This is a genomic window from Klebsiella sp. OBRC7 (assembly GCF_000293135.1).
GTDB classification, from domain to species: Bacteria; Pseudomonadota; Gammaproteobacteria; order Enterobacterales; family Enterobacteriaceae; genus Klebsiella; species Klebsiella michiganensis.
This window is the reverse complement of the sequence record NZ_ALNJ01000099.1, coordinates 40,950-64,405: the sequence shown is the minus strand read 5'-3', so window position 1 is coordinate 64,405 and position 23,456 is coordinate 40,950. Positions and strand designations below refer to the sequence as shown.

General features: G+C 55.9%; 22 protein-coding genes and 2 tRNA genes. 6 read left to right on the top strand and 18 right to left on the bottom strand.

From position 1 onward, the window contains the following. The first annotated feature begins 249 nt into the window (after window positions 1–249). Together bsmA and yjfN are read left to right on the top strand one after the other, a co-directional pair. Window positions 250–558, top strand: coding sequence for a biofilm peroxide resistance protein BsmA (bsmA, locus tag HMPREF1144_RS21030; protein WP_004097988.1), 309 nt, complete (start codon window positions 250–252; stop codon window positions 556–558). Window positions 559–695: 137 nt separating this feature from the next. Beyond that, window positions 696–971: a DUF1471 family protease activator YjfN gene (yjfN, locus tag HMPREF1144_RS21025; RefSeq protein WP_014227626.1), complete on the top strand. Its 276-nt coding sequence runs from the start codon at window positions 696–698 to the stop codon at window positions 969–971. On the opposite strand, the gene HMPREF1144_RS21020 is transcribed toward yjfN, so the two are convergent. After that, window positions 962–2,599 (bottom strand): isovaleryl-CoA dehydrogenase, encoded by a 1,638-nt coding sequence (locus HMPREF1144_RS21020; protein ID WP_004097985.1) that lies wholly within the window; start codon window positions 2,597–2,599, stop codon window positions 962–964. The two genes, yjfN and HMPREF1144_RS21020, sit on opposite strands and share 10 nt — an antisense overlap. Window positions 2,600–2,704: 105 nt before the next feature. On the opposite strand from HMPREF1144_RS21020, the gene HMPREF1144_RS21015 reads away from it, so the two are divergent. Continuing rightward, a complete protein-coding gene (locus HMPREF1144_RS21015; protein ID WP_004097983.1) occupies window positions 2,705–3,058 on the top strand; it encodes a hypothetical protein in 354 nt (117 codons plus the stop codon). A 45-nt stretch (window positions 3,059–3,103) separates the two neighbouring features. Here the strand turns inward: HMPREF1144_RS21015 and rlmB are convergent, their stop codons facing one another. The 14 genes from rlmB to nnr all read right to left on the bottom strand — a co-directional run bounded on the left by rlmB (window position 3,104) and on the right by nnr (window position 19,023). Further along, entirely contained in the window at window positions 3,104–3,835 is a 732-nt protein-coding gene (gene rlmB, locus HMPREF1144_RS21010; RefSeq protein WP_004097982.1) for a 23S rRNA (guanosine(2251)-2'-O)-methyltransferase RlmB, read from the bottom strand. 86 nt (window positions 3,836–3,921) lie between these two features. After that, window positions 3,922–6,372 carry a ribonuclease R gene (rnr, locus tag HMPREF1144_RS21005; RefSeq protein WP_004097981.1) on the bottom strand — a complete coding sequence of 817 codons (2,451 nt, stop codon included), beginning with the start codon at window positions 6,370–6,372 and terminating at the stop codon, window positions 3,922–3,924. Window positions 6,373–6,409: 37 nt separating this feature from the next. Continuing rightward, the gene (nsrR, locus tag HMPREF1144_RS21000) at window positions 6,410–6,835 is read right to left on the bottom strand and encodes a nitric oxide-sensing transcriptional repressor NsrR (RefSeq protein ID WP_004097980.1); all 426 of its coding nucleotides are present in this window, start codon (window positions 6,833–6,835) and stop codon (window positions 6,410–6,412) included. A gap of 149 nt (window positions 6,836–6,984) precedes the next feature. Next, a complete protein-coding gene (locus HMPREF1144_RS20995) occupies window positions 6,985–8,283 on the bottom strand; it encodes an adenylosuccinate synthase (RefSeq protein WP_004097979.1) in 1,299 nt (432 codons plus the stop codon). Between the two features lie 102 nt (window positions 8,284–8,385). Beyond that, window positions 8,386–8,583 (bottom strand): DUF2065 domain-containing protein, encoded by a 198-nt coding sequence (locus tag HMPREF1144_RS20990; RefSeq protein ID WP_004097978.1) that lies wholly within the window; start codon window positions 8,581–8,583, stop codon window positions 8,386–8,388. A 197-nt stretch (window positions 8,584–8,780) separates the two neighbouring features. Continuing rightward, the gene (gene hflC, locus HMPREF1144_RS20985) at window positions 8,781–9,785 is read right to left on the bottom strand and encodes a protease modulator HflC (protein WP_004097977.1); all 1,005 of its coding nucleotides are present in this window, start codon (window positions 9,783–9,785) and stop codon (window positions 8,781–8,783) included. Window positions 9,786–9,787: 2 nt separating this feature from the next. Beyond that, window positions 9,788–11,044 (bottom strand): FtsH protease activity modulator HflK, encoded by a 1,257-nt coding sequence (gene hflK / locus HMPREF1144_RS20980; RefSeq protein WP_004097974.1) that lies wholly within the window; start codon window positions 11,042–11,044, stop codon window positions 9,788–9,790. A gap of 65 nt (window positions 11,045–11,109) precedes the next feature. After that, the gene (gene hflX, locus HMPREF1144_RS20975; RefSeq protein ID WP_004097973.1) at window positions 11,110–12,390 is read right to left on the bottom strand and encodes a ribosome rescue GTPase HflX; all 1,281 of its coding nucleotides are present in this window, start codon (window positions 12,388–12,390) and stop codon (window positions 11,110–11,112) included. Window positions 12,391–12,465: 75 nt separating this feature from the next. Continuing rightward, entirely contained in the window at window positions 12,466–12,774 is a 309-nt protein-coding gene (gene hfq, locus HMPREF1144_RS20970) for an RNA chaperone Hfq (protein ID WP_004097968.1), read from the bottom strand. A gap of 92 nt (window positions 12,775–12,866) precedes the next feature. Then, window positions 12,867–13,817: a tRNA (adenosine(37)-N6)-dimethylallyltransferase MiaA gene (miaA, locus tag HMPREF1144_RS20965; protein ID WP_042928172.1), complete on the bottom strand. Its 951-nt coding sequence runs from the start codon at window positions 13,815–13,817 to the stop codon at window positions 12,867–12,869. Further along, window positions 13,810–15,699, bottom strand: coding sequence for a DNA mismatch repair endonuclease MutL (gene mutL / locus HMPREF1144_RS20960; protein WP_004097965.1), 1,890 nt, complete (start codon window positions 15,697–15,699; stop codon window positions 13,810–13,812). The genes miaA and mutL overlap by 8 nt, the downstream gene beginning before the upstream one ends. 10 nt (window positions 15,700–15,709) lie before the next feature. After that, window positions 15,710–17,041: an N-acetylmuramoyl-L-alanine amidase AmiB gene (amiB, locus tag HMPREF1144_RS20955; RefSeq protein ID WP_009653870.1), complete on the bottom strand. Its 1,332-nt coding sequence runs from the start codon at window positions 17,039–17,041 to the stop codon at window positions 15,710–15,712. A gap of 16 nt (window positions 17,042–17,057) precedes the next feature. Beyond that, entirely contained in the window at window positions 17,058–17,519 is a 462-nt protein-coding gene (tsaE, locus tag HMPREF1144_RS20950; protein ID WP_004097961.1) for a tRNA (adenosine(37)-N6)-threonylcarbamoyltransferase complex ATPase subunit type 1 TsaE, read from the bottom strand. Beyond that, complete coding sequence (gene nnr, locus HMPREF1144_RS20945) at window positions 17,512–19,023, bottom strand: bifunctional ADP-dependent NAD(P)H-hydrate dehydratase/NAD(P)H-hydrate epimerase (protein WP_198286854.1); 1,512 nt, start codon at window positions 19,021–19,023, stop codon at window positions 17,512–17,514. Before nnr ends, tsaE begins: the two co-directional genes overlap by 8 nt. A gap of 13 nt (window positions 19,024–19,036) precedes the next feature. Between nnr and queG the strand changes: the two genes are divergently transcribed. Beyond that, window positions 19,037–20,176, top strand: coding sequence for a tRNA epoxyqueuosine(34) reductase QueG (queG, locus tag HMPREF1144_RS20940; RefSeq protein WP_004097957.1), 1,140 nt, complete (start codon window positions 19,037–19,039; stop codon window positions 20,174–20,176). Window positions 20,177–20,445: 269 nt separating this feature from the next. Here the strand turns inward: queG and HMPREF1144_RS20935 are convergent. Together HMPREF1144_RS20935 and HMPREF1144_RS20930 are read right to left on the bottom strand one after the other, a co-directional pair. Continuing rightward, a tRNA-Gly gene (locus HMPREF1144_RS20935) sits at window positions 20,446–20,521 on the bottom strand. A gap of 24 nt (window positions 20,522–20,545) precedes the next feature. After that, window positions 20,546–20,621, bottom strand: a tRNA-Gly gene (locus tag HMPREF1144_RS20930). Window positions 20,622–20,907: 286 nt separating this feature from the next. Between HMPREF1144_RS20930 and HMPREF1144_RS20925 the strand changes: the two genes are divergently transcribed. Beyond that, entirely contained in the window at window positions 20,908–21,639 is a 732-nt protein-coding gene (locus tag HMPREF1144_RS20925; RefSeq protein ID WP_004097956.1) for an arginine ABC transporter substrate-binding protein, read from the top strand. Between the two features lie 40 nt (window positions 21,640–21,679). Here HMPREF1144_RS20925 and orn read toward each other — a convergent pair whose 3' ends face one another. After that, a complete protein-coding gene (gene orn, locus HMPREF1144_RS20920) occupies window positions 21,680–22,225 on the bottom strand; it encodes an oligoribonuclease (protein ID WP_004097954.1) in 546 nt (181 codons plus the stop codon). A 94-nt stretch (window positions 22,226–22,319) separates the two neighbouring features. Between orn and rsgA the strand changes: the two genes are divergently transcribed. Continuing rightward, window positions 22,320–23,381, top strand: a complete 1,062-nt coding sequence (gene rsgA, locus HMPREF1144_RS20915) for a small ribosomal subunit biogenesis GTPase RsgA (RefSeq protein WP_004097952.1) — start codon at window positions 22,320–22,322, stop codon at window positions 23,379–23,381. Window positions 23,382–23,456: the final 75 nt, after the last annotated feature.

Sequence of the window (23,456 nt, the reverse complement as noted above, 5' to 3'; positions counted from 1 at the left end):
ACGCATGGAGAACCTCCCCACCCGCAAGGTTACGCATTTCTAGTGCAATCATTTACCATCTCCTTTCTCTCAAGTGATGTTATGTTATTACTCAAGTCGCTCGTTCGCACATGATTCATAATCTTGAGAACCAGATTACGCTTTCACGATATTTTCATTCGAAAATCGCGTACGGGATAACAATTTGGGAACATTCCCCGGAAATGACATTCAGGCTACCACTACACTATGACTAACAGGAAACGAGATATGGTTATGCGTAGGTTTGCACCGTGGTTAATGGCAATCGCTTTAACCGGCTGTAGCGCCCTACAGGGGACGCCAAAGGCGCCGCCGCCGGCAACCGACCATCCACAAGAGATCCAGCGTAATCAGACAGCGGGTCTGCAGAAGATGGGGACGGTGAGCGTATTAATGTACGGCTCACCGATGGATGTCGAGGCTGCGCTAAAGGTCAAAGCTGAGGCGGCTAAAGCGGATTACTACGTCATCATAATGATTGATGACACCATGGTTCCGGGCCAGTGGTATTCGCAGGCAATTTTGTACCGTAAATAGCGGTCAACCTTTAAGCCAGCTTTACACTGCTTTGCATCCATTCACGTTCTCCTGTGCATAATAACGTTCGGCCAGCTGTAACCTGGCAGAACGTTAGCAACGGACTGCCCTCAGGACTATGTGAAATGGAGCTGACGATGAAACGAACTTTTACCCTACCCAGCCTGATGTTGACCACCGTCACGGCCAATACTTCCGCGCAGTCAGCGGAGTTTGCCAGCGCTGACTGCGTAACGGGCCTGAACGAAATCGGCCTGATTTGCGTTAACAACATCTCGGGCAGCCAGCAGGATGTTGAACACGCCATCGCCGTGCAGGCCGATGAGCAGGGCGCCTCCTGGTATCGCATCGTCCAGATGTACGAGGAGCAGCAGCCGGACAACTGGCGGGTACAGGCCATTCTTTATGCCTGAGGCGCCTGTCGTCCACGCCCCGTTGCCCGTAACAGTAAGTCATCCAGCGTCTGCTCATCCAGCCGCATGCCGCCGCGCGCGTCGAGCATCATACGGCACCAGGCCTCTGCCAACGGTGGTGACGCGAAGCGTAATAGCTGCGCCCCAACGCCCAGCATATAGACCAGCCGGGTAATCTCCCGCCCCTGCTCTTCCAGAGGCCGCCGTAGCCACTGCTGCAGCTGCCGCCACGTCCGATCGAAATGACGATTTTGCCCTTTTACTTCCGCGCACTCTGCCGCCAGAAGTTCGAGCGCCGCCGGCTGCTTCATAAGAACCCGCATCACGTCCAGACACATAATATTACCGGAACCTTCCCAGATGCTGTTTACCGGCATTTCACGGTACAAGCGCGGTAGTTCACTCTCTTCACAATAGCCTGAGCCGCCCAGCACCTCCATCGCCTCGGCGACGAACGCGATCCCGGATTTGCAGACAGCAAATTTCGCGGCGGGCGTGAACAGCCTTGCCCATAGCGCTTCCTGCACATCGTCGCGCCTGTCCCAGGCCCTGGCCAGGCGGAACAGAAAGGCGGTTTGCCCTTCCAGTCGCAGCGCCATCTGCCCCAGCACCTGACGCATCATCGGCTGATCGACCAGATTTTTACCAAATGCCTGACGCTGCAGAGCATGGTATAGGGCTACCGAATAGGCCCGGCGCATCAGCGCATGGCTACCCAGCGCGCAGTCAAAACGGGTCAGGCCGCCCATTTTGAGAATTTGCCGGACGCCATCGCCCTCTTCCCCGACCAGCCAGCCGCAGGCATTGAAAAACTCGACTTCGCTGCTGGCGTTCGCGCGGTTACCTAATTTATCTTTCAGCCTTTCCAGATGTACGCCGTTACGCTGGCCATCCGGCAACAGGCGCGGAACAAAAAAGCAGGAGAGGCCCGCCGGCGCCTGAGCCAGCACCAGATGAGCATCGCTCTGCGGTACCGAGAAAAACCATTTATGTCCGATCAGATGATAAAAGCCTTCTGCGCTTTTCTCCGCTCGCGTCGTGTTGCTCAGGACATCGGACCCGCCCTGCTTTTCCGTCATCCCCATCCCGATAAGCAGCCCGCGTTTCTGATTACCCGGCACAAGGTGCGGATCGTAGCGATCGCTTAATAGCGGCGATAGCCAGTCGCTAAAGGGCCCGGGTAAGGAGCGCTGCAGCAATGGAATCGCGGCAAAGGTCATGGTGGTGGGACACAGGGTGCCCGCCTCGACCTGTGCATGCAGCATAAAGCGGGCAGCGCGGGCAACGAAGGCGCCTTCGCGAGCCTCTTCCTGCCAGGCAAGATTATGTACCCGGTTAGCGCACAGCCCCTGCATCAGTAAATGCCAGGCGGGATGGAAACGCACATCGTCAAGCCGCGATCCGGTTGCGTCATAGCGCAGCAGTTCCGGTGGATTGCTGTTGGCCAGGCGCCCCAGCTCCAGCGATTCGGCCGTCCCCAGCTGTTGGCCAATGCTCGCCAGCAGATCGCCATCCCAGCCCGCGCCTTCGCGGACGACGGCTTCACGCAGGGCGGTATCGGACAGGAATAAGTTACTGTTACACAGCGGCGAGGGTTGATTAAATACGGTATGAGTTTGCCAGTGCATTATGTTTCCCTCCTTCAATGGCTCTATCCATAAGTATGGACAACGGCGCACTTTCCGTCAGAGAACTCTGTTATAAAGTTCTCTCACAATCAGAAAGGGAATTTCATGATTCATTTAATTATTGAAGATCGGGAAAATGCGCCGAACTATATTCCGCTTATCCACCGCCATCTTCCTCATCTCGCGATGAGCGCTATCAAACAGAACCTGAACGCTTCCGGCTCCGTCACCTCATTTGATGAAAACAAAATCTGCGATGACATTCTGAAAGAGCAGAATCCAATTGGAAGTTTTCTTAATCTCATCAAAGTATTAAAGAATCGAGGCGCGCAGCTTAAATTCATCGAGCAAACGGGAGATGAACCGGCAGAGGAATTACCCTTGAGCCAGGTCCTGAACTATGTTGAAAGAGGTCTCGACATTACCCGTCGGATAGAGCGAGAAGGCGGTCAGAACTGAAGAAGATAAGCCATTCCAGAGAATGGCTTATTTGGAAAGAAGAGATTAGCTGCGCTGGCGTACCGCTTCAAACAGGCAAATACCGGTGGCGACCGATACGTTCAGCGACGACACGCTACCGGCCATCGGGATGCTGATCAACTCGTCGCAGTGCTCCCGGGTCAGGCGGCGCATGCCTTCGCCTTCCGCCCCCATGACCAGCGCCAGCGATCCGGTCATTTTACTCTGGAACAGCGTATGATCGGCCTCACCGGCGGTACCGACGATCCAGACGTTCTCTTCCTGCAGCATACGCATGGTACGCGCCAGGTTGGTGACGCGGATCAGCGGGACGTTTTCCGCCGCGCCGCAGGCCACTTTTTTCGCCGTGGCATTCAGCTGCGCAGAACGGTCTTTGGGGACAATCACCGCATGCACGCCAGCGGCGTCAGCGCTACGTAAACAGGCGCCGAGGTTGTGCGGATCGGTCACGCCGTCAAGGATCAAAAAGAACGGCTGATCGAGAGAGGCGATAAGATCCGGCAGATCGTTCTCCTGATACTGACGTCCGGGTTTCACGCGGGCAATAATTCCCTGATGAACGGCGCCTTCGCTTTTCTCATCCAGAAACTGGCGGCTGGCGACCTGGATCACCACGCCCTGCGCTTCCAGCGCATGGATCAGCGGCATAAGGCGCTTATCCTCACGGCCTTTCAGAATAAAGACTTCCTGAAAACGTTCAGGAGCGCGCTCCAGCAGTGCCTGCACCGCGTGGATGCCGTAAATCATTTCACTCATTTATCTACTCGTTTAGGTTCTGTTATCCGTTCCCTTCTCCCCGCCCCGCCACGATGTCGGGAGGCGCGGGGGTAAAGGGAATCGCACTACTCAGCGATATTCTTTTTCTTCGCCGCGCGCTTGGCTTTGGTCGCTGCGGCTATCTTCTGGGTTTTCTCCGACGGCTTTTTCGCTTTCTTCTCGCCTTTTGGCTGAGCGGCTTTCGGCTGAGACTGACCTTTCTGTTTGCGGAATGCGCTATCCGGCTCGAAGTTTACCTGCTTGCCCGCCTGACGGCGACGTCCGGAAGATTTACCTGCGCCGCCTTTCTTCGCTTTTTCACGCTCGGTCTTACCGACGTTGCGCGGCGCGCGCTCGCTGGAGATAAGCGAGAAGTCAATTTTACGCTCGTCCATGTTGACCGCTTCAACGCGCACTTCCACGCGATCGCCCAGCCGATAGGTCTGTCCGCCGGATTCACCAATCAGACGCTGACCGACCTGATCGAAGCGGTAGTAGTCGTTATCGAGGGAAGAGACGTGCACCAAACCATCAATAAACAGCTCATCCAGACGGACGAAGAAACCAAATCCGGTCACGCTGGCAATCACGCCCTTAAAGACGTTACCCACCTGATCCAACATGAAATCACACTTCAGCCAGTCCGAAACATCACGCGTCGCTTCATCAGCACGACGCTCGGTCATCGAACAGTGCGCCCCCAGCTGCAGCATCTCGTCCATGCTGTAGTGCCAGCCGCCGGTCTCGGTGCTATTGCCTTTATGTCCCTGCTCTTTCGCCAGTAAATACTTGATCGCGCGATGCAGCGAAAGGTCAGGATAGCGGCGAATCGGCGAGGTGAAATGGGCATAGGATTGCAGCGCCAGACCAAAGTGGCCGCGGTTTTCCGGGTCGTATATCGCCTGTTTCATCGACCGCAGCAGCATGGTTTGCAGCATCTCTGCATCCGGACGATCGGCGATAGAGGTCAGTAATTCCGCATAGTCGCGCGGCTCCGGCTTGTTGCCGCCAGGCAGTTCAAGCCCCAGCTCCGCGAGCACCGAACGGAATGCGGTAATCGCTTCCGTACTCGGTTTGTCATGGATACGGAACAGCGCTGGTTCCTCGGCCTTCTCAACGAAGCGCGCAGCGGAGATGTTCGCCAGGATCATGCACTCTTCAATCAGCTTGTGCGCGTCGTTACGCTGAGTCTGCTCAATACGTTCAATGCGGCGTTCAGCATTAAAGATGAATTTAGCTTCTTCACTCTCAAATGAGATACCGCCGCGCTCTTCACGCGCACCGTCCAGCACTTTGTAGAGGTTATGCAGCTCTTCAATATGCTTAACCAGCGGCGCGTACTGCTCACGCAGATCCTGGTCGCCCTGCAGCATATGCCAGACTTTGGTATAGGTCAGACGGGCATGGGAGCTCATCACCGCTTCGTAGAATTTGAAGCCGGTCAGACGCCCCTTGGCCGAAATCGTCATTTCACAAACCATACAGAGCCTGTCGACCTGAGGATTCAGTGAACACAGGCCGTTAGAGAGCACTTCAGGCAGCATGGGAACCACCTGAGACGGGAAGTAGACCGAGGTACCGCGGCTGCGCGCTTCGCCATCCAGCGGCGTACCCGGACGCACGTAGTAGCTCACATCGGCGATCGCCACCCACAGACGCCAGCCACCTCCGCGTTTCTTCTCGCAGTACACGGCATCATCAAAGTCGCGGGCGTCTTCGCCATCAATGGTGACCAGCGGCAGGCTGCGTAAATCAACGCGCCCTTGTTTCGCCTCTTCCGGTACCTGTTCTTTCAGGCCAGCGACCTGTTTTTCGACCGCTGGCGGCCAGACGTAGGGAATTTCATGGGTGCGCAGGGCCATATCGACCGCCATGCCGGTACCCATATTGTCGCCGAGGACCTCAACGATCTTGCCGACCGCTTTGGTGCGGCGGGTTGGACGCTGGGTCAGCTCAACCACCACCACAAACCCCATCCGCGCGCCCATGATCTGTTCCGGGGGGATCAGGATATCGAAGCTCAGGCGGCTGTCATCCGGCACCACGAAGCCAACGCCCGCATCGGTAAAGTAGCGGCCCACAATCTGGCCCGTTTTTGGCACCAGTACGCGGACAATACGCGCTTCGCGACGGCCTTTACGGTCAGCGCCCAGCGGCTGCGCCAGTACCTGATCGCCGTGAATGCAGGTTTTCATCTGCTCGGACGACAGATACAGGTCATCTTTACGGCCTTCAACGCGCAGGAAGCCATAACCATCGCGATGACCGATAACGGTCCCTTTCAGCAGGTCAAGACGTTCCGGCAGCGCATAGCACTGACGACGCGTAAAGACCAGCTGACCATCGCGTTCCATTGCGCGCAGTCTGCGGCGCAATGCTTCTTGTTGTTCTTCGCCTTCAATATTCAGCTCTATTGCCAGCTCATCTCGGCTAGCCGGTTTTTCGCGTTTTGCTAAATGATCGAGGATAAATTCCCGGCTCGGGATTGGATTAGCGTATTTTTCAGATTCGCGGTCCAGGAAAGGATCTTGTGACATGTCGGTTCCTCCGTTGTCATCTCCAGTGAAGTTTACGTCACTCCACCAGCAATAATTTATAAAGCGGTTGATTCTTTTCAACCAAATCGGCCAGCGTGTAGTTATCCAGTTCCTTGAGAAAACTTTGCGCGGCTTCAGCAAGCGCCTGTTTCAGACGACAGGCGGGCGTAATATGGCAAAATTCGCTGCTGCAGTTGACCAACGAGAGCGGCTCCAGATCGCGAACAACATCACCCACGCGAATCATATTTGCCGGTTTCCCCAGACGAATTCCCCCGTTTTTTCCCCGTACCGCCGTCACGTACCCCACGCGACTTAGCTGATTGATTATTTTAACCATATGATTACGGGAAACGCCGTAAACCTCCGTCACTTCGGAGATGCTGGTCATTCTTCCATCCGGTAGCGACGCCATATAAATCAGCGCGCGTAATCCGTAATCAGTGAAACTCGTTAACTGCACAATCAACCTCAGGGAAAAGAAAAACAGAGTGCGTCGGTAGACAATTACTATTGATGATAAACCAGCCAGCGCTCAGGCCGCTAATTTATTTAAATGGGGCGGGCGAACAGCAAAAACAAGAGGCGCCTTAACGGCGCCCCTGGAGATCGTTATGCGTCGAACGGATCGCGCAAAATCATCGTCTCGGTACGGTCAGGACCGGTAGAGATAATATCAACCGGTACGCCGGTCAGCTCTTCAATGCGTGCGATGTAGTTCAGCGCTGCCTGCGGCAAACCGCTGCGCTCTTTCACACCAAAGGTGGTTTCAGACCAGCCCGGCATGGTTTCGTAAATCGGCTCGATGCCTTCCCAGTTGTCAGCAGCCAGCGGAGTGGTCGTCACTTCGCGGCCATCAGGCATCCGGTAGGCTACGCAGATTTTAACTTCTTTCAGGCCGTCCAGGACGTCCAGCTTAGTCAGGCAGAAACCGGACAGGGAGTTAATCTGCACCGCGCGGCGCACCGCTACGGCATCCAGCCAGCCGGTACGACGACGACGGCCGGTGGTAGCGCCAAACTCGTTACCCTGCTTGCACAGGAACTCGCCGGTTTCATCAAACAGCTCAGTCGGGAACGGACCCGCACCTACGCGAGTGGAGTAGGCTTTGATGATACCCAGAACGTAGTCTACATAACGCGGCCCCAGACCGGAGCCGGTCGCCACGCCACCTGCGGTGGTGTTGGAAGAGGTTACGTACGGATAGGTACCGTGGTCGATATCGAGCAGCGTACCCTGTGCGCCTTCAAACATGACGAAATCGCCACGCTTGCGCGCCTGGTCAAGCAGATCGGAAACGTCAACAACCATCGCGGTCAGGATGTCGGCAATCGCCATGACATCATCGAGAACCTTCTGGTAATCAACCGCTTCGGCTTTGTAGAAATTCACCAGCTGGAAGTTGTGATATTCCATCACTTCTTTCAGTTTCTCAGCGAAGGTGGCTTTATCAAACAGATCGCCAACGCGCAGACCGCGACGAGCCACTTTATCTTCGTAAGCCGGGCCGATACCGCGACCGGTCGTACCGATAGCTTTCGCGCCGCGCGCTTTTTCACGCGCTACATCCAGCGCGACGTGATATTCGAGGATAAGCGGGCACGCTTCAGAAAGCAGCAGACGCTCGCGGACAGGGATACCGCGGTCTTCCAGACCTTTCATCTCTTTCATCAGCGCAGCCGGAGAAAGCACAACACCGTTACCGATGATGCTGGTGACATTCTCGCGAAGAATACCTGATGGAATGAGATGGAGGACGGTTTTTTCACCGTTGATTACGAGAGTATGGCCGGCGTTGTGACCGCCCTGATAGCGCACAACATATTTAGCCCGTTCAGTCAGGAGATCGACGATCTTCCCTTTACCTTCGTCACCCCATTGGGTGCCCAGTACGACGACGTTGTTACCCATTTTTCAAAATCACCGTTTGCTTAAAAATGGATTCTACCATCGCTTTTTCAGAGTTACAGCACTTTTTGCACTCAAAAGGCGGGAAATTAGTCTACTTTACGCTCAGCCAATCGTTTTCCTCAACATGTAGTAGATGACGATACCGGCAACCACAAGACCTCCGCCAAACCGGCGTAATAAATTATCCGGTAATTGGCTCATCGTGGCGACCATTCGACGCCACGCGCGCGGATAAAGCAACGGCCCAAGCCCTTCAAGTACTAAAACCAGCGCCAGTGCCAGCCAGATTGTTGAGTTCATTATTCACCTTTATTTAAGTACAGCCACCGTCGCTCACCCCTGTGAGTCGTTGCTCAATTCATATTCTCCGGTATTTCATCATTGTTATGAACCGGCTTTATGAAACAAAATACATAACCCATTGGCGAGCCCAAATCCGCTGCGAACATTGTAAAAAAGGCGCCTCAACGGGCGCCTTTTTGCTTACTCATTGCTTATCAGCGGGTCGCAGACGTGGGTGATTTCATATAGCGGAAGAAATCGCTGTCCGGGCTGAGAACCATCACATCCTGATTGCTCTGGAAGCTGTTCTCATACGCACGCAGGCTACGGATAAAGGCATAGAAGCCGGGATCCTGGCTGAATGCATCAGCAAACAGTTTCGCCGATTCAGCATCGCCTTCACCGCGCAGAATACGACCCTGACGCTCGGCTTCCGCCAGCGTTTTGGTTACTTCATAATCCGCGGTCGCGCGCAGTTTTTCAGCTTCTTCCTGACCCTGTGAACGGTGACGACGCGCTACCGCTTCACGCTCGGCGCGCATACGGTTGTAGATCGCTTCAGACACTTCGGCAGGCAGGTTGATCTGTTTAATACGCACGTCGACGACTTCAATACCCAGCGCCGCCATACTGTTCGGGTTGATCACCTGAACCTTACCGTTTGTTTCTGCTTCAACACGCTCCGCCGCTTTGGCAATTGCGTCATCGGCAGCCGGCGTACTGACTTCATCTTCTGTGCCAGCAGAACCTGAGTTCAGCGCATCGCGGACTTCCAGGGTCAGACGGCCGCGGGAGTCGGTCACGATGTCTTTCACATCCAGACGGCCAATTTCAGAACGCAGACGGTCAGAGAATTTACGCTTCAGCAGCACCTCGGCCTGAGAGACGTCACCGCCGCCGGTTGCCAGGTAGTAACGGCTAAAGTCGCTAATGCGCCACTTGATGTAAGAGTCAACAATCAGGTCCTTCTTCTCTTTGGTAACAAAGCGGTCGGCCTGGTTGTCCATTGTCTGGATACGCGCATCAAGCATCTTCACGGATTCAATAAAAGGAATCTTGAAGTGAAGGCCAGGCGCGTACACCAGCGGTTTGTTTTCATCGTCGCGCAGAACTTTACCAAAACGCAGCGTGATGCCGCGCTCGCCCTCTTTGACCACAAAGATGGACATGTAGAGCACCACCAGCACGATGACAATTATCGCGATAACAGATTTACGCATCGTTATTCCCCCTGACGCTGGTAGTCGTTACGCTGCGCGTTGGCGCGGCGTTGGTCCATAATGGTGCCTCCCGTAGAGGTAGAAGCGTTACTGGCGCTGTTTGAGCTGGATGCAGGCGGCAGACGCAGCAGATCGCTTGCGCCACTGCTATCGCTCTTTGCCGCCGGCGCGCCGGCGCCTTTCAGCATCTGATCCAGAGGCAGAACCATCAGGTTGCTCCCCTTATCGTTGACCAGCACTTTGCGCGTATGGCTCAGCACTTTTTCCATGGTTTCGATATACAGACGCTCGCGGGTAATTTCCGGAGCCGCTTTATACTCAGGCAGAATTTTTGCAAAACGAGCCACTTCACCCTGCGCTTCAAGAACGGTCTGGGTCTTATAGGCGCGAGCCTCTTCAAGGATACGCTGTGCCTGACCGTTAGCCCGCGGCTGGACTTCGTTGGTGTAAGCTTCCGCTTCACGAATGTACTGCTGTTCGTTTTCACGCGCGGCAATCGCATCATCAAACGCGGCTTTTACTTCCTCCGGCGGACGCGCCGTCTGGAAGTTGACGTCGAGCAGGGTGATACCCATGTTGTACGGACGAATGGTCTCTTCCAGCTCGCGCTGGGTATCGCTACGAATGACGGTACGTCCTTCGGTCAGGATACGGTCCATGGTGTATTTACCGATCACGCCACGCAGGGCGCTGTCGGTGGCCTGACGCAGGCTGTCGTCCGCACTGGTGACGCTAAACAGATAGCGTTCCGGATCGGTCACGCGGTACTGCACGTTCATCTCAACGCGCACGACGTTTTCATCAGACGTCAGCATGACGCCGGAAGCCGCCAGTTCGCGGACCGACTCAACGTTAACCGCCTGAACGTTATCAATGAAAGTAGGTTTCCAGTTAAGGCCAGGCTCAACCAGATGGCTAAATTTACCAAAGCGAGTGACGACGCCACGTTCAGCTTCTTTAATGGTATAGAAACCGCTAGCTGCCCAGATAATAACCGCAGCGGCGGCAACGATGCCGACGATACGCCCGCCCATTGGCCCACGAGGTCCCTGAGAGCCGCTACCGCCGCCCAGTCCACCTTTTCCGCCACCCAGGCCGCCAAGTTTTTTACTTAGCTTACGGAAGATATCATCCAGATCGGGAGGTCCCTGCTCGCGACCGCCTTTATTGCCATTTCCCCCAGAGTTGCCGCCTTGGTTATTGCTGCTTCCCCACGGGTCGCGGTCCTGTCCGTTATTACCGGGCTGATTCCACGCCATGTATATGCTCCATATTTGTTTTTGATATCCCCACAGGGGTTAATATCTTCAGGCAAGCTGCAAGGTCAAATCACGTATTCAACCAGCGCTGGCTCTTGTTTACAGAGGCGACGCCAGTCAACGATCGGCATGCGCACCTGCAGACCAACGCTACCGTCATCCTCCATCCACTCTTTCTCTATCGCCTGAAGCTGATAGAACCGGCTTCTCAACCGACCTTCCTGCGGTGGCAGGCGCAGCGTGTGCTGGGCCACTTCACCAGAAAGCCGTTCCGTCAAAGCCTGAAAAAGCAGCGGTACGCCAACCCCGGTCTGGGCGGAAAGCCAGACCCGAATCGGTTTATTTTCTTCATCCCGATCGATACGCGGCTCAAAATCATCCAGCATGTCGATTTTATTCATGACCAGCAGCGCCGGGATCTCATCAGCTTCGATTTCCGCGAGCACCGTATTCACTGCATCAATATTTTCCTGCACGCGCACATCGGCTGCATCAATGATATGCAGCAACAGCGTCGCCTGGCGCGTCTCCTGGAGCGTCGCTTTAAACGCGGCCACCAGATCGTGCGGCAGGTGGCGAATAAAGCCTACGGTATCCGCCAGGACGGTTTCGCCGACATCAGGGACATCAATCCGGCGCAGCGTTGGATCCAGAGTGGCGAACAGCTGGTTCGCAGCATAGACCTCGGCTTCAGTTATCTGGTTGAATAACGTGGATTTACCGGCGTTGGTATAACCGACCAGCGACACGGTTGGAATATCGGCTTTGGCGCGTGACCGCCGTCCCTGCTCACGCTGTTTTTCAACTTTTTCCAGTCGCGCCAGGATCTGCATAATACGGTTACGCAGCAAGCGGCGGTCAGTTTCGAGCTGGGTTTCTCCCGGGCCGCGCAAACCAATCCCGCCTTTCTGTCTTTCAAGGTGGGTCCAGCCGCGAACGAGGCGAGTCGCCATGTGGCGCAGCTGCGCCAGCTCGACCTGCAGTTTCCCTTCGTGGGTACGCGCTCGCTGGGCAAAAATATCTAAAATCAGGCCGGTACGATCGATAACCCGGCATTCGCATAAGCGCTCCAGGTTTCGTTCCTGTGCCGGACTCAGGGCATGATCGAAGAGCACGACCGATGCACCGGTCGCTTTTACGGCTTCCGCAATTTCGACAGCTTTACCTTCACCAACAAAATACTTCGGGTGCGGTGCTTTACGGCTACCGGTAATCACCTGCATTGCTTCGACACCGGCGGAAGAGGCCAGAGTTTCAAACTCCTGGAGATCTTCCATATCTTTGTCTTGCGAAAAATAGATGTGTACCAGTACCGCCTGCTCACCGGCATCATAACGGTCAAACAAGCGTAAACCCCTTATAAAATACCAGCGGGGAACGCAGAAAACCTGGCTCCCCGACGTGGAAAAACAGCATCTGCCTTATTCGGCGTCTTCGCTGTCTTGCTGCGGCGCAGAAGAACCCTGCGCACCACCACCGTGGTGATAGTTGTTTGTACCGCCGCCAGCATTGTTGCTGTGGTGTGACACCGGGCGAGACGGGACAACAGTAGAAATTGCGTGCTTATAGACCATCTGGCTGACCGTGTTTTTCAACAGGATCACGAACTGATCGAAAGACTCAATTTGCCCTTGCAGCTTAATACCATTCACCAAATAAATAGAAACCGGAACACGTTCCCGACGCAAAGCGTTCAGGAACGGATCTTGTAAAGATTGCCCCTTAGCCATTCTCTCTTTTCCTTATATGTATGCTTGTTTTGTACTCAGAACCTTACGATTCTTAAAAAAATTACGCACGATACCCGTTCAATTGTACACGTTCAGTCCAGGCTAGCACCAACAACCTGTAATACTTTGTTGAACGCTTGTTCAGGTTGTTCACTGTCTAACCAGTGGATACCTTCCCAACCGCGCAGCCAGGTCACCTGACGTTTAGCTAACTGTCTCGTGGCGCAAACACCTCGATAAACCATTTCATCATACGGGATCTCGCCATTAAGGTAAGACCACATCTGGCGATATCCGACACAACGAATGGAAGGCATATCCGTATGCAAATCTCCCCGGGCAAAAAGCGCCCGCACTTCTGCTTCAAAACCTGAAGCCAACATCTGATGAAAACGCTGTTCTATGCGCTGATGGAGCAGTTCACGGCTCGCCGGGGCGATGGCGAACTGGTGCACCTTATACTGCAGAGCATCACCTGACGTTTGCGTCAGCTCCGTTAAAGTTTTACCCGAAATGAAAAAAACTTCCAGTGCTCGGGAAAGTCTTTGCGGATCATTTGGATGAATACGCGCGGCGGCAACCGGATCAATTTCCTGTAGCTGCTGGTGTAACGCGTTCCATCCCTGCTCTGCGGCCTGTTGCTCGATCCTGGCTCTGACCTCAGGGTCAGCCGAGGGGAGAGGCGACAATCCTTCCAACAACGCCTTGAAATACAACATCGTTCCGCCAACCAGTAGCGGAATACGCCCGGCAGCGACGATATCGGCCATCTCTGCCAGCGCATCGCGGCGGAAATCCGCCGCGGAATAAGCCTCGGCCGGGTCAAGAATATCCAGCAGGCGATGCGGCGCAGCGCTCAGCTCCGCGGCATCGGGCTTGGCCGTGCCTATGTCCATTCCTCGATAGATGAGGGCTGAATCAACGCTAATCAACTCTACTGGCAAAACTTTACGTAAGGCGATAGCCAATGCGGTTTTACCAGAGGCCGTCGGGCCCATTAAAAATATTGCCTTAGGCAGGCTTGCCTCAGTTACATCACTCATCTTTCAGGGCATTCATCGCCGAATGTAAATCAACAGGTTGTAACAGACCACCCGGCGGCGCTTTAACCAGCTGCGGACATAAGCGTTCGATATCCGCCAGGACGGCAATCGCCTGCGCCATGTTCCACTGCGCATGGTCGCTCGCCAGATTACGCGCCATCCATTGAGCAATATTGCCGACGTCGACGGTTTTTTGCTGCGCCAGGTAGCCTATCAGTTCAGGAATCAAGATTTGTAAATTTTGTTGTCTTAAGGGTAAAGGCACTGCGCGGACCGTCACGTGGTGCGCATCGGACTGAAGTTCAATCCCGACCTCAGCCAGCGCCGACTGCGCCTGCTTGAGCGCATCTTTTTCCTCGTCGGACACTTTTATCCGCAGCGGGATAAGCAGCGGTTGGGCGCAAACCGCCTCTGCGCCCGGCGTTAGCTGCGCCTGGCGCAGCCACCGCTCAGCAACCGGCAGAGCCAGCAGCGCTAACTTACCGCCGCGCTCCAGAAGCGCGCAGTCGCTATCGATAATCGTCAGTACGCGGCCAAAGCTTTGGCTATGACCCGACAGGCCTTCCGCTGCCGGTGCGGGAGCCAGAGGTTTGCGCTCCGTGGCCGGCGTATCCAGCAGTTGGCGATAAAGCGCACCCTGCTGTTTTTGATAGCCTGGCTGCGCGTGCGGCCAGGCGGCTCCGCCAGATGAACCCGAGGCGGTGGACTCTCGCGGACCGCCGGTATTAAAACGCGGCGCGGCGGGCTCATCCCGGTAACGGGGAGCGGCGCTTTCACGCGCGACCGCCGGCTGGGCAAAATGATTGCCGCCCGCCGCAATGCGATTTTCCGGCACCTGCCGCGGCGCGGGCTCATCGCCCTCTTCAGCCAACGGCACCTCCAGCTGCTGCTGCAGGACGCTCAGCACGCCCTGATAGATAAAGTCATGCACCAGGCGCGACTGATGAAAACGCACTTCATGTTTGGCCGGATGGACGTTCACATCTACCTGATGCGGATCTATCTTCAGATACAGCACAAAGGCAGGCTGCTGGTCGGCGCCCAGTTTGTCTTCACAGGCCTGGCGAATCGCGTGATTAATCAGGCGATCGCGCATCATACGCCCATTGACGTAGCAATACTGAATCTCCGCCAGCGTCGGATTGGTATGTAGCGGATCGGCCACCCAGCCGCTGAGGGTCAGGTCGCCGTGCTGCCACTCAATGGCCAGCGCGTGTTCGAGAAATGGCAAACCGCAGATCGCGCCCAGACGCCGCTCGCGCTGGCCGTCCTGCGATACCGCCCGGTACTGGCGCACGGCCTTGCCGTTGTGGCTGAGGTTGATGGTCACGTCGAAGCGCGCCAGCGCGATGCGCCGCACGATCTCGTCGATATGGCCAAACTCGGTTTTCTCAGTGCGCATAAATTTACGCCGGGCGGGGGTGTTATAAAACAGATCCAGCACTTCCAGCGTTGTCCCCACCGGGTGCGCCGCCGGCTTCACGGTGACCGCCTGATCGCGCCCTTCGGCATAGGCCTGCCAGGCCTCCTGCTGCTCCTCGGTACGCGAGGTCAACGTCAGGCGAGCCACTGAACTGATACTGGCCAGAGCTTCGCCGCGAAAGCCGAGGCTAATGATCGCCTCAAGGTCATCCAGCGAAGCAATTTTACTGGTGGCGTGACGAGCCAGCGCCAGCGCCAGCTCGTCTTTTTTGATGCCGCAGCCGTTATCGCGAATGCGGATTAACTTCGCCCCGCCGCGCTCAATATCAATGTCGATACGCGTCGCCCCGGCATCGAGGCTATTTTCCACCAGCTCTTTGACCACCGACGCCGGACGTTCCACCACTTCACCTGCGGCAATCTGGTTGGCGAGCTGCGGCGGTAGAACCTGAATCGGCATGGCCGTCTCCTTAATTTAACAACGTCCCGTCTGACGAACCTGCGCTGGCAGTCTGCGCGGCTGCCCCGCGCGGCGCGGATTGCAGAGGGTGCTGCATAAAGTAGTTACGCAGGCCGTTATAAATCGCCTCTGCGACCTGTTGCTGATAGGCATCGCTGCCCAACAGCCGCTCCTCGCCTGTATTACTAATAAAACCTGTTTCGACAAGGATCGAGGGGATATCCGGCGAACGCAGTACGCCGAGGCTGGCATGCTCAGGACGGCGCTTATGTAAATCGCCGATCCGCTGCAGCTGGCTCAGCACATTGGTCGCCACATCATACCCGACGCGCTGGGAATGGCCGAACTGTAAATCCAGCACCGCCTGGCTCAGGTAAGGGTCCGACTGGCTGTTGGCCAGTACATCGCCCGCGCCGCCCAGCAACTCTGACTGCTTCTCATGCTGTTCGAGCCAGCCGGCCATCTCGCTGTTCGCGCGGCGGTTGGAAAGCACCCAAACCGAGGCCCCGGTAGCATCGCGATTCGGCGCAGCGTCGGCGTGAATCGAGACAAGGAAATTGGCGTTTTGCTTACGTGCGACGTCAGAACGCCCCATGACGGAAATGAAATAATCGCCGTCGCGCGTCAGCACGGGCCTGAACTGCGGATCGGCATTCAGCAGCGCGCGGAGCTTACGCGCAATCGCAATGGTCACATTCTTCTCTTTTGTGCCGTTCGGACCAATGGCTCCCGGATCCTGGCCGCCGTGGCCGGCGTCAATGGCGATAATCACTTTATCGTCGCCGGAAACGGTACGCGCCGCAGGACGCGTTACGCTACTGGTGCTGGTCACCGCGGTAAGCCGGTCGTTATCGGCTTTAAACGGGTTGCGCGCGGGTTCGCTCGGACGCACGGGCTGCGCCACGGGCCTTTCCGCCTGTCTAACCACCACCGGCTGAGGTGGAGGCGGAGGCGGCACGTCGGCGTTAATCGTAAACACCACGGTGTAGTTAGAGCCGTTCTGCTGTTTCACCGCGCGGGTTTTGCCATCGGCGGTGAGATCCACCAGCAGGCGCAGCGACTGCGTATCCTGCGGCGTCCCGGAACGAATGCTTTTTACCAGATTATTGCCGCTAAACTGCAGCGGTAGCCCCTGGAGTACGCCAGTCTGTTTAATATCCAGCGCCACGATGCGTTTGCCCTGGGGGCTAAACGAATATTCAGGTTCGCCGATAAAGCTAATGGTAATGCGGGCCTGCCGATCGCCATTTGAGACCTGGATATCGGATAAACTTGCCGCAGTGGCCTGAATGCTGAACAGCATCAGTGCGGCGGCCAGCCAACTGGTTAAGCGATACATCATCCCGTCGTCCTTCAGGCTAATTAGCCAAACGCGCCAATAAAGACTCACCCAATGAGGAGACCGCGGTTACGCGCGCCTCACGCCCTTGTGCCTGATACTCAAGGTGAATTTCAACATCCGGGTCCGGCAGTACTCCCGTGCCCTGCTGAGGCCATTCCACCAGGCAGATAGCATCGTCAGTAAAATAATCGCGGATCCCCATAAACTCGAGTTCCTCAGGATCCGCCAGGCGATAAAGATCGAAGTGATAGACCATCAAATTATCGAGACTGTAAGGCTCGACGAGGGTGTAGGTTGGGCTTTTAACGTTGCCACTGTGACCGAGAGCCTGAAGGAAACCGCGGCTAAAGGTGGTCTTACCCGCCCCTAAATCGCCATATAAATAGATGACCGTCGCGCCAGCGCATGCCTGCGCGACGCGGTTGCCAAGGCTTAAAGTCGCCTGCTCATCGGGTAAAGGAATCACTCGGTTAATCATGGTCTACGTCAATCACATCCGGGTTAACAACACGCCTGAGCGTGGAAAAAAGATCGGTCGCCAGCATTCCGCGGGTGCCGTGTCTCGCCGCCAGCCGATCGGCGGCTTCGCCATGAGCAACGCATCCGGCGCAGGCGGCATCATACGGCGTCAGGCGCTGGCCTAACAACGCAGCGATAATACCGGTCAGCACATCGCCCATCCCGCCGCTGGCCATCCCAGCGTTACCGGCGTCGATAATAGCCATTTCGCCCGTTTCGCTCGCCACGATCGTACCTGCGCCTTTCAGCACCACGATGCCACCATAACGTTTTACCAGACGTTGTGCAGAATGTAAGCGATCGCTTTCAATTTCTGCCACACTCACGTTCAGCAGGCGGGCGGCTTCGCCGGGATGCGGCGTCAGCACGCGATTGTGACGTTTATCGGGATTGATTGCCAGCAGGTTCAGCGCATCCGCATCCCAGACCATCGGTTTGCGAAAATTCTCCGCCTGGCGTAGCGCATTTTTACCCCACTCGCCCTGCCCCAGACCCGGCCCAATCGCGATGACATCCGCCCAGTGCAGACTCTCTTCGAGAGAGCGGGACGTCAGCTCATGGACCATCAGCTCCGGCCTGGCGGTGAGAATGGGCGCAATGTTGTCCCGGTGAGTCAGTACTCGCACCAGCCCGGCGCCCGCGCGCAGCGCCGCTTCACCGCTCATTCGTATGGCACCCGCCGTCCCCGGTTCGCCGCCGATAATCACCAGCTTACCGTGGTCGCCTTTGTGCGAGGTTGGACGCCGCGGCGGCAGCCAGCCGGGGAGCTGCGAGGCATCATAGCGACTGAGCGCCGTCGTTTGGCCTGCCAGCCACCCCTCAAGCCCCAGGGCGTGATGATGCAAACGGCCAACGACATCGCGGGCTTTGCCGGTCAGCAGCCCCGGCTTAAGCGCGATAAAGGTGATGGTATGAGCGGCATGGATAACCGCGCCCGGCGTCGTCCCCGTCTGCGCATTCAGGCCGGAGGGGATATCCAGCGCCACAACCTCAGCCGGATGGGCGTTTGCCCGCGCGATCAGCGCCGCAACGTTTTCCCGGGGCGCGCTCTGTAACCCGGTACCGAGCAGGCCGTCAATAATCAGCGTGATATCTTCCGGCCAGGGGATGCTGGCGGCATGAATCGTGCCGCCGGCGTTGAGCCACTCCTCACGCGCGAGGCTGGCCTCATCCGGCAGCAGCTTCTCGCTCTCCATCGCCAGCAGCGTGACCTGAATGCCTCGCGACTGTGCCAGGCGAGCCACAACGTAGCCGTCGCCGCCGTTATTACCGTGGCCGCAGAGAATCAGCCAGTGCTGGCTTTCAGGATACTGGACGCGCGCAAGCTCAAAAGCCGCTTCGCCCGCACGACGCATCAGTTCATACAACGTCAGCCCAAGGGCATCCGCCGCCTCTTTTTCCGCTCGCCGTAGCGCCTCCGCCGACCAGATGATATGTGGTATACTCCCGGTGTTTCTCGTCATCGTATGGTCCATCATGTCACAGCCCCTCGATCTCAATCAGTTAGCGCAGCAAATCAAACAATGGGGCACAGAGTTGGGGTTCCAGCAGGTCGGTATTACCGATACCGATCTCAGCGCCAGCGAACCTAAACTGCAGGCGTGGCTGGATAAACAATACCACGGCGAAATGGCGTGGATGGCGCGTCATGGCATGATGCGCGCGCGCCCCCATGAACTCCAGCCCGGTACCCTGCGCGTGATTAGCGTGAGAATGAACTACCTGCCCGCTAATGCCGCTTTCGCCCGCACCCTGAAAGACCCCGCGGTGGGTTACGTTAGCCGTTACGCCCTCGGACGGGACTATCACAAGCTATTACGTTATCGCCTGAAAAAATTAGGTGAGATGATTCAGGGACAGTGTGCTTCGCTCAATTTTAGACCTTTTGTCGATTCCGCGCCGATTCTTGAACGCCCTTTAGCTGAAAAAGCGGGGCTGGGATGGACAGGTAAGCACTCGCTCATTCTTAGTCGCGATGCCGGCTCGTTCTTTTTCCTCGGTGAACTGCTTATCGATCTCCCTCTTCCCATTGACCAGCCCGTTGAGGAAGAGTGCGGCCGCTGTGTTGCCTGCATGACCATCTGCCCAACCGGCGCCATCGTCGAGCCCTATACCGTCGATGCCCGGCGCTGTATTTCCTATCTGACTATCGAACTGGAAGGCGCTATTCCGGAAGAGTTTCGTCCGCTGATCGGCAACCGCATATACGGCTGCGATGACTGCCAGCTGATTTGCCCGTGGAACCGCTTCGCGCAGCTCACCGATGAAGATGATTTCAGCCCGCGCAAGGCGCTACACGCCCCGGCGCTTATTGAGCTGTTCGCCTGGAGCGAACCCTGGTTTTTAAAAGTGACGGAAGGTTCGGCCATTCGCCGTATTGGTCATCTGCGCTGGCTGCGTAATATTGCCGTCGCGTTGGGCAACGCGCCCTGGGATGAAGCGAACCTGAAGGCGCTGGAAAGCCGCAGGGGTGAGCACCCGCTTCTCGACGAACATATCGAATGGGCGATGGCGCAGCAAATTGAAAAGAGAAATGCCAATGTGGTTGAGGTGCAGTTACCCAAAAAGCGGCGGCTGGTCAGGGTGGTTGAAAAAGGGCTACCGCGCGACGCCTGATTCATTCACAGGGTGTGAATAAAAATAAAAACACATTGCGTTTCAAGGGGCAGACGTTCGTCAAGTGATCGGATTAACACTTTGAAATGAAATTTAACTGTTATCTTTCAATTAGATATAAGAATACTATTTACATAGTGAAGTAATTTCCTGAGAGAGAACGAAAGGTTAACCTGTGGATAACTCTGTTCACAGTATTTTCAGGACCGCGCGAAAATCATCACCGGCGCGTGATTGCGCTGTGGATAAACTGGGTATGAGAAGATATTTGGAGCGGGAAACGAGACTCGAACTCGCGACCCCGACCTTGGCAAGGTCGTGCTCTACCAACTGAGCTATTCCCGCTTGGGTGTGGTAACTTTCAAATTTTGGAGCGGGAAACGAGACTCGAACTCGCGACCCCGACCTTGGCAAGGTCGTGCTCTACCAACTGAGCTATTCCCGCATACTTCTGGCCATATTTCTATGGCGTCGTGATTTGCATTTCTGCTTCGTCACGGGAGGCGCATTATACGAGAATTCGATTTACCTGCAACCCCCCTGAGCGCAATTTTTTTCGTTTTTGGTTTAAGTGACCACTTTATCACCACACACCGGCCTGAATTGTCTAAATAACCAGCAAATGCGGCAAAATCACTTTTTCCGGGCCCGCTAAAGGCGCAAAATCGCTCAAGTTTATAGGCGGATATCGCCCGCTGACGGTCAACAACGATGACAACCAGGGAAATAAAATGAAAAAAGCGCTTACCGTCCTGCTGCTGGCCACGCTTGCCACAGGAACAGCATCGGCAACAACGCTACATTTTGGGACAACGACGGCCAATCCGCCGTATGAAACCGTCAATGGTAAAAATCAGCCCACGGGTTTTGATATCGACCTGGCCAACGCGCTGTGCAGGCAGATGCAGGTCGAATGCAAATTCACTCCCCAGGGGTTCGATACCCTCATCCCGGCGCTGCGCTTTAAGAAATTCGACGCCGTGATTGCCGGTATCGAAGTGATTCCGATGCGAGAAAAGCAGGTTGCGTTCAGCCATCCCTATCGTCAGGCGCTGTCCGGCGTAGTTGTTACAGCGAAAGACGCCGCCCACACCTTTGCCGATCTGAAGGATAAAAAAATCGGCGTCGTGAAAGGCACCCTTCATCAGCACTATCTGCGGGACAAACAAAAAGCCGTGCATGCGGTGCCTTACAACAGCGACGAAAGCGCCCTGAGCGCGCTGAAAGAAGGCGTGATTAGCGGCGTGATGGGCGATCAGGAGACGTTAACGAAATGGCTCCAGGATAACCCCGACTACGCCATGATGGACGAACGCGCCACGGATCCCGGCTACTACGGTAAGCAGTACGCCATTGCGGTACGTAAAGACGATCCTGAGCTGCTGAATAACATCAATGCCGCTCTGGATGTCGTAAAAGCCTCGCCGGAGTTCCAGGCCATGGAACAGAAGTGGTTTAAATAGTCGGGGGGATGACCGGGGCGTGCTGGCCCCGGCTCGGGCGTTAAAGCTTAATAAAGTGTTCGCGATAGTAGGCCAGTTCCGCAACAGATTCGCGAATATCGTCCATCGCCTGATGGGTTCCTTGTTTCTTAAAGCCGTCGAGAATTTCCGGCTTCCAGCGACGAGCGAGCTCTTTCAGCGTGCTGACGTCCAGATAGCGGTAGTGGAAATACGCTTCCAGCTCAGGCATATATTTAAACAAGAAGCGACGATCCTGGCCAATGCTATTGCCGCAGATCGGCGACTTACCTGCCGGTACCCACTTCTTGAGGAATTCGATAGTCGCCAGTTCGGCTTCACGATCGCCCTGGGTACTCGCCTTCACCCGCTCCACCAGCCCGCTGCCGGTATGGGTACGCACGTTCCACTCATCCATCAACGCCAGCTGCGCGTCTGACTGGTGCACCGCAATGGTCGGCCCTTCCGCCAGAATGTTCAGATTCGCGTCGGTCACCAGGGTGGCGATTTCGATGATGCGATCGCGCTCCGGATCCAGCCCCGTCATTTCAAGATCGATCCAAATCAGGTTGTTTTCATCTGCACTCATGTTATTTTCCACCCTTCTTACGTCACTATATTCATCTAAAATAGCGTGTATCATAGAGGTTTTGCCCGTACAGGGCGACCAGGAGCCAGTTCGATTGAGTAAAAATAAACTCTCCAAAGGCCAACAGCGCCGCGTGAAGGCCAACCACCAGCGCCGCCTGAAAACGACTTCGGAGAAGGCCGATTTTGATGACAACCTGTTCGGTGAGAAATCCGAAGGGACCGTCATTAGCCGCTTTGGCATGCATGCCGATGTCGAATCCGCCGACGGTAGCGTCCACCGTTGCAACATACGCCGCACCATCCGTTCGCTGGTCACCGGCGATCGCGTGGTCTGGCGGCCTGGCAAAAGCGAAGCTGACGGCGTCAACGTCAAGGGCATCGTCGAGGCCGTCCATGAACGGACCTCCGTACTGACGCGTCCGGATTTCTACGACGGCGTCAAACCCATCGCCGCCAATATCAATCAGATTGTCATTGTTTCCGCGATTTTGCCTGAGCTTTCTCCGAATATTATCGACCGCTACCTTGTGGCCTGCGAAACGCTGAACGTTGAGCCGCTGATCGTGCTCAATAAGATCGACCTGCTGGATCAGGCGAGCATGGACTTCGTCAACGAGCAAATGGACATTTATCGCCATATTGGTTACCGCGTACTGATGGTCTCCAGCCGCACGCAGGATGGCCTGAAGCCGCTTGAAGAGGCGCTCACCGATCGTATCAGTATCTTTGCCGGGCAGTCAGGGGTAGGCAAATCCAGCCTGCTGAACGCGCTGCTGGGCCTGCATGATGACCAAATCCTCACCAATGACGTTTCGGATGTCTCCGGACTGGGGCAGCACACCACCACGGCCGCGCGCCTGTACCACTTCCCGCACGGCGGCGATGTGATTGACTCGCCGGGCGTACGCGAGTTCGGCCTGTGGCATCTCGACGCGGAACAAATCACCCACGGCTTTGTCGAATTCCATGATTATTTAGGCCGGTGCAAATACCGCGACTGCAAACACGACAATGACCCGGGCTGCGCCATTCGCGAAGCGGTGGAGAAAGGCGAAATCGCCGAAAGCCGGTTTGAAAACTACCATCGCATTCTGGAAAGCATGGCGCAGGTACAGGTAAAAACGCGTAAAAGCTTTTCATCAACCGATGACTGACATTTAAGCTGAGCATCGTTAGAATCGTCCCCCTTTTTTCAGGCTCCGCTGCTCCGCGGGGCCAGGAACGACAAA

Bases quoted from the DNA above. Each gene is read 5' to 3' on its own strand.
- bsmA (WP_004097988.1), top strand. From the start codon at position 250: ATGGTTATGCGTAGGTTTGCACCGTGGTTAATGGCAATCGCTTTAACC.
- yjfN (WP_014227626.1), top strand. From the start codon at position 696: ATGAAACGAACTTTTACCCTACCCAGCCTGATGTTGACCACCGTCACG.
- HMPREF1144_RS21020 (WP_004097985.1), bottom strand. From the start codon at position 2,599: ATGCACTGGCAAACTCATACCGTATTTAATCAACCCTCGCCGCTGTGT.
- HMPREF1144_RS21015 (WP_004097983.1), top strand. From the start codon at position 2,705: ATGATTCATTTAATTATTGAAGATCGGGAAAATGCGCCGAACTATATT.
- rlmB (WP_004097982.1), bottom strand. From the start codon at position 3,835: ATGAGTGAAATGATTTACGGCATCCACGCGGTGCAGGCACTGCTGGAG.
- rnr (WP_004097981.1), bottom strand. From the start codon at position 6,372: ATGTCACAAGATCCTTTCCTGGACCGCGAATCTGAAAAATACGCTAAT.
- HMPREF1144_RS20995 (WP_004097979.1), bottom strand. From the start codon at position 8,283: ATGGGTAACAACGTCGTCGTACTGGGCACCCAATGGGGTGACGAAGGT.
- HMPREF1144_RS20990 (WP_004097978.1), bottom strand. From the start codon at position 8,583: ATGAACTCAACAATCTGGCTGGCACTGGCGCTGGTTTTAGTACTTGAA.
- hflC (WP_004097977.1), bottom strand. From the start codon at position 9,785: ATGCGTAAATCTGTTATCGCGATAATTGTCATCGTGCTGGTGGTGCTC.
- hflK (WP_004097974.1), bottom strand. From the start codon at position 11,044: ATGGCGTGGAATCAGCCCGGTAATAACGGACAGGACCGCGACCCGTGG.
- hfq (WP_004097968.1), bottom strand. From the start codon at position 12,774: ATGGCTAAGGGGCAATCTTTACAAGATCCGTTCCTGAACGCTTTGCGT.
- miaA (WP_042928172.1), bottom strand. From the start codon at position 13,817: ATGAGTGATGTAACTGAGGCAAGCCTGCCTAAGGCAATATTTTTAATG.
- mutL (WP_004097965.1), bottom strand. From the start codon at position 15,699: ATGCCGATTCAGGTTCTACCGCCGCAGCTCGCCAACCAGATTGCCGCA.
- amiB (WP_009653870.1), bottom strand. From the start codon at position 17,041: ATGATGTATCGCTTAACCAGTTGGCTGGCCGCCGCACTGATGCTGTTC.
- tsaE (WP_004097961.1), bottom strand. From the start codon at position 17,519: ATGATTAACCGAGTGATTCCTTTACCCGATGAGCAGGCGACTTTAAGC.
- nnr (WP_198286854.1), bottom strand. From the start codon at position 19,023: ATGACGAGAAACACCGGGAGTATACCACATATCATCTGGTCGGCGGAG.
- queG (WP_004097957.1), top strand. From the start codon at position 19,037: ATGTCACAGCCCCTCGATCTCAATCAGTTAGCGCAGCAAATCAAACAA.
- HMPREF1144_RS20925 (WP_004097956.1), top strand. From the start codon at position 20,908: ATGAAAAAAGCGCTTACCGTCCTGCTGCTGGCCACGCTTGCCACAGGA.
- orn (WP_004097954.1), bottom strand. From the start codon at position 22,225: ATGAGTGCAGATGAAAACAACCTGATTTGGATCGATCTTGAAATGACG.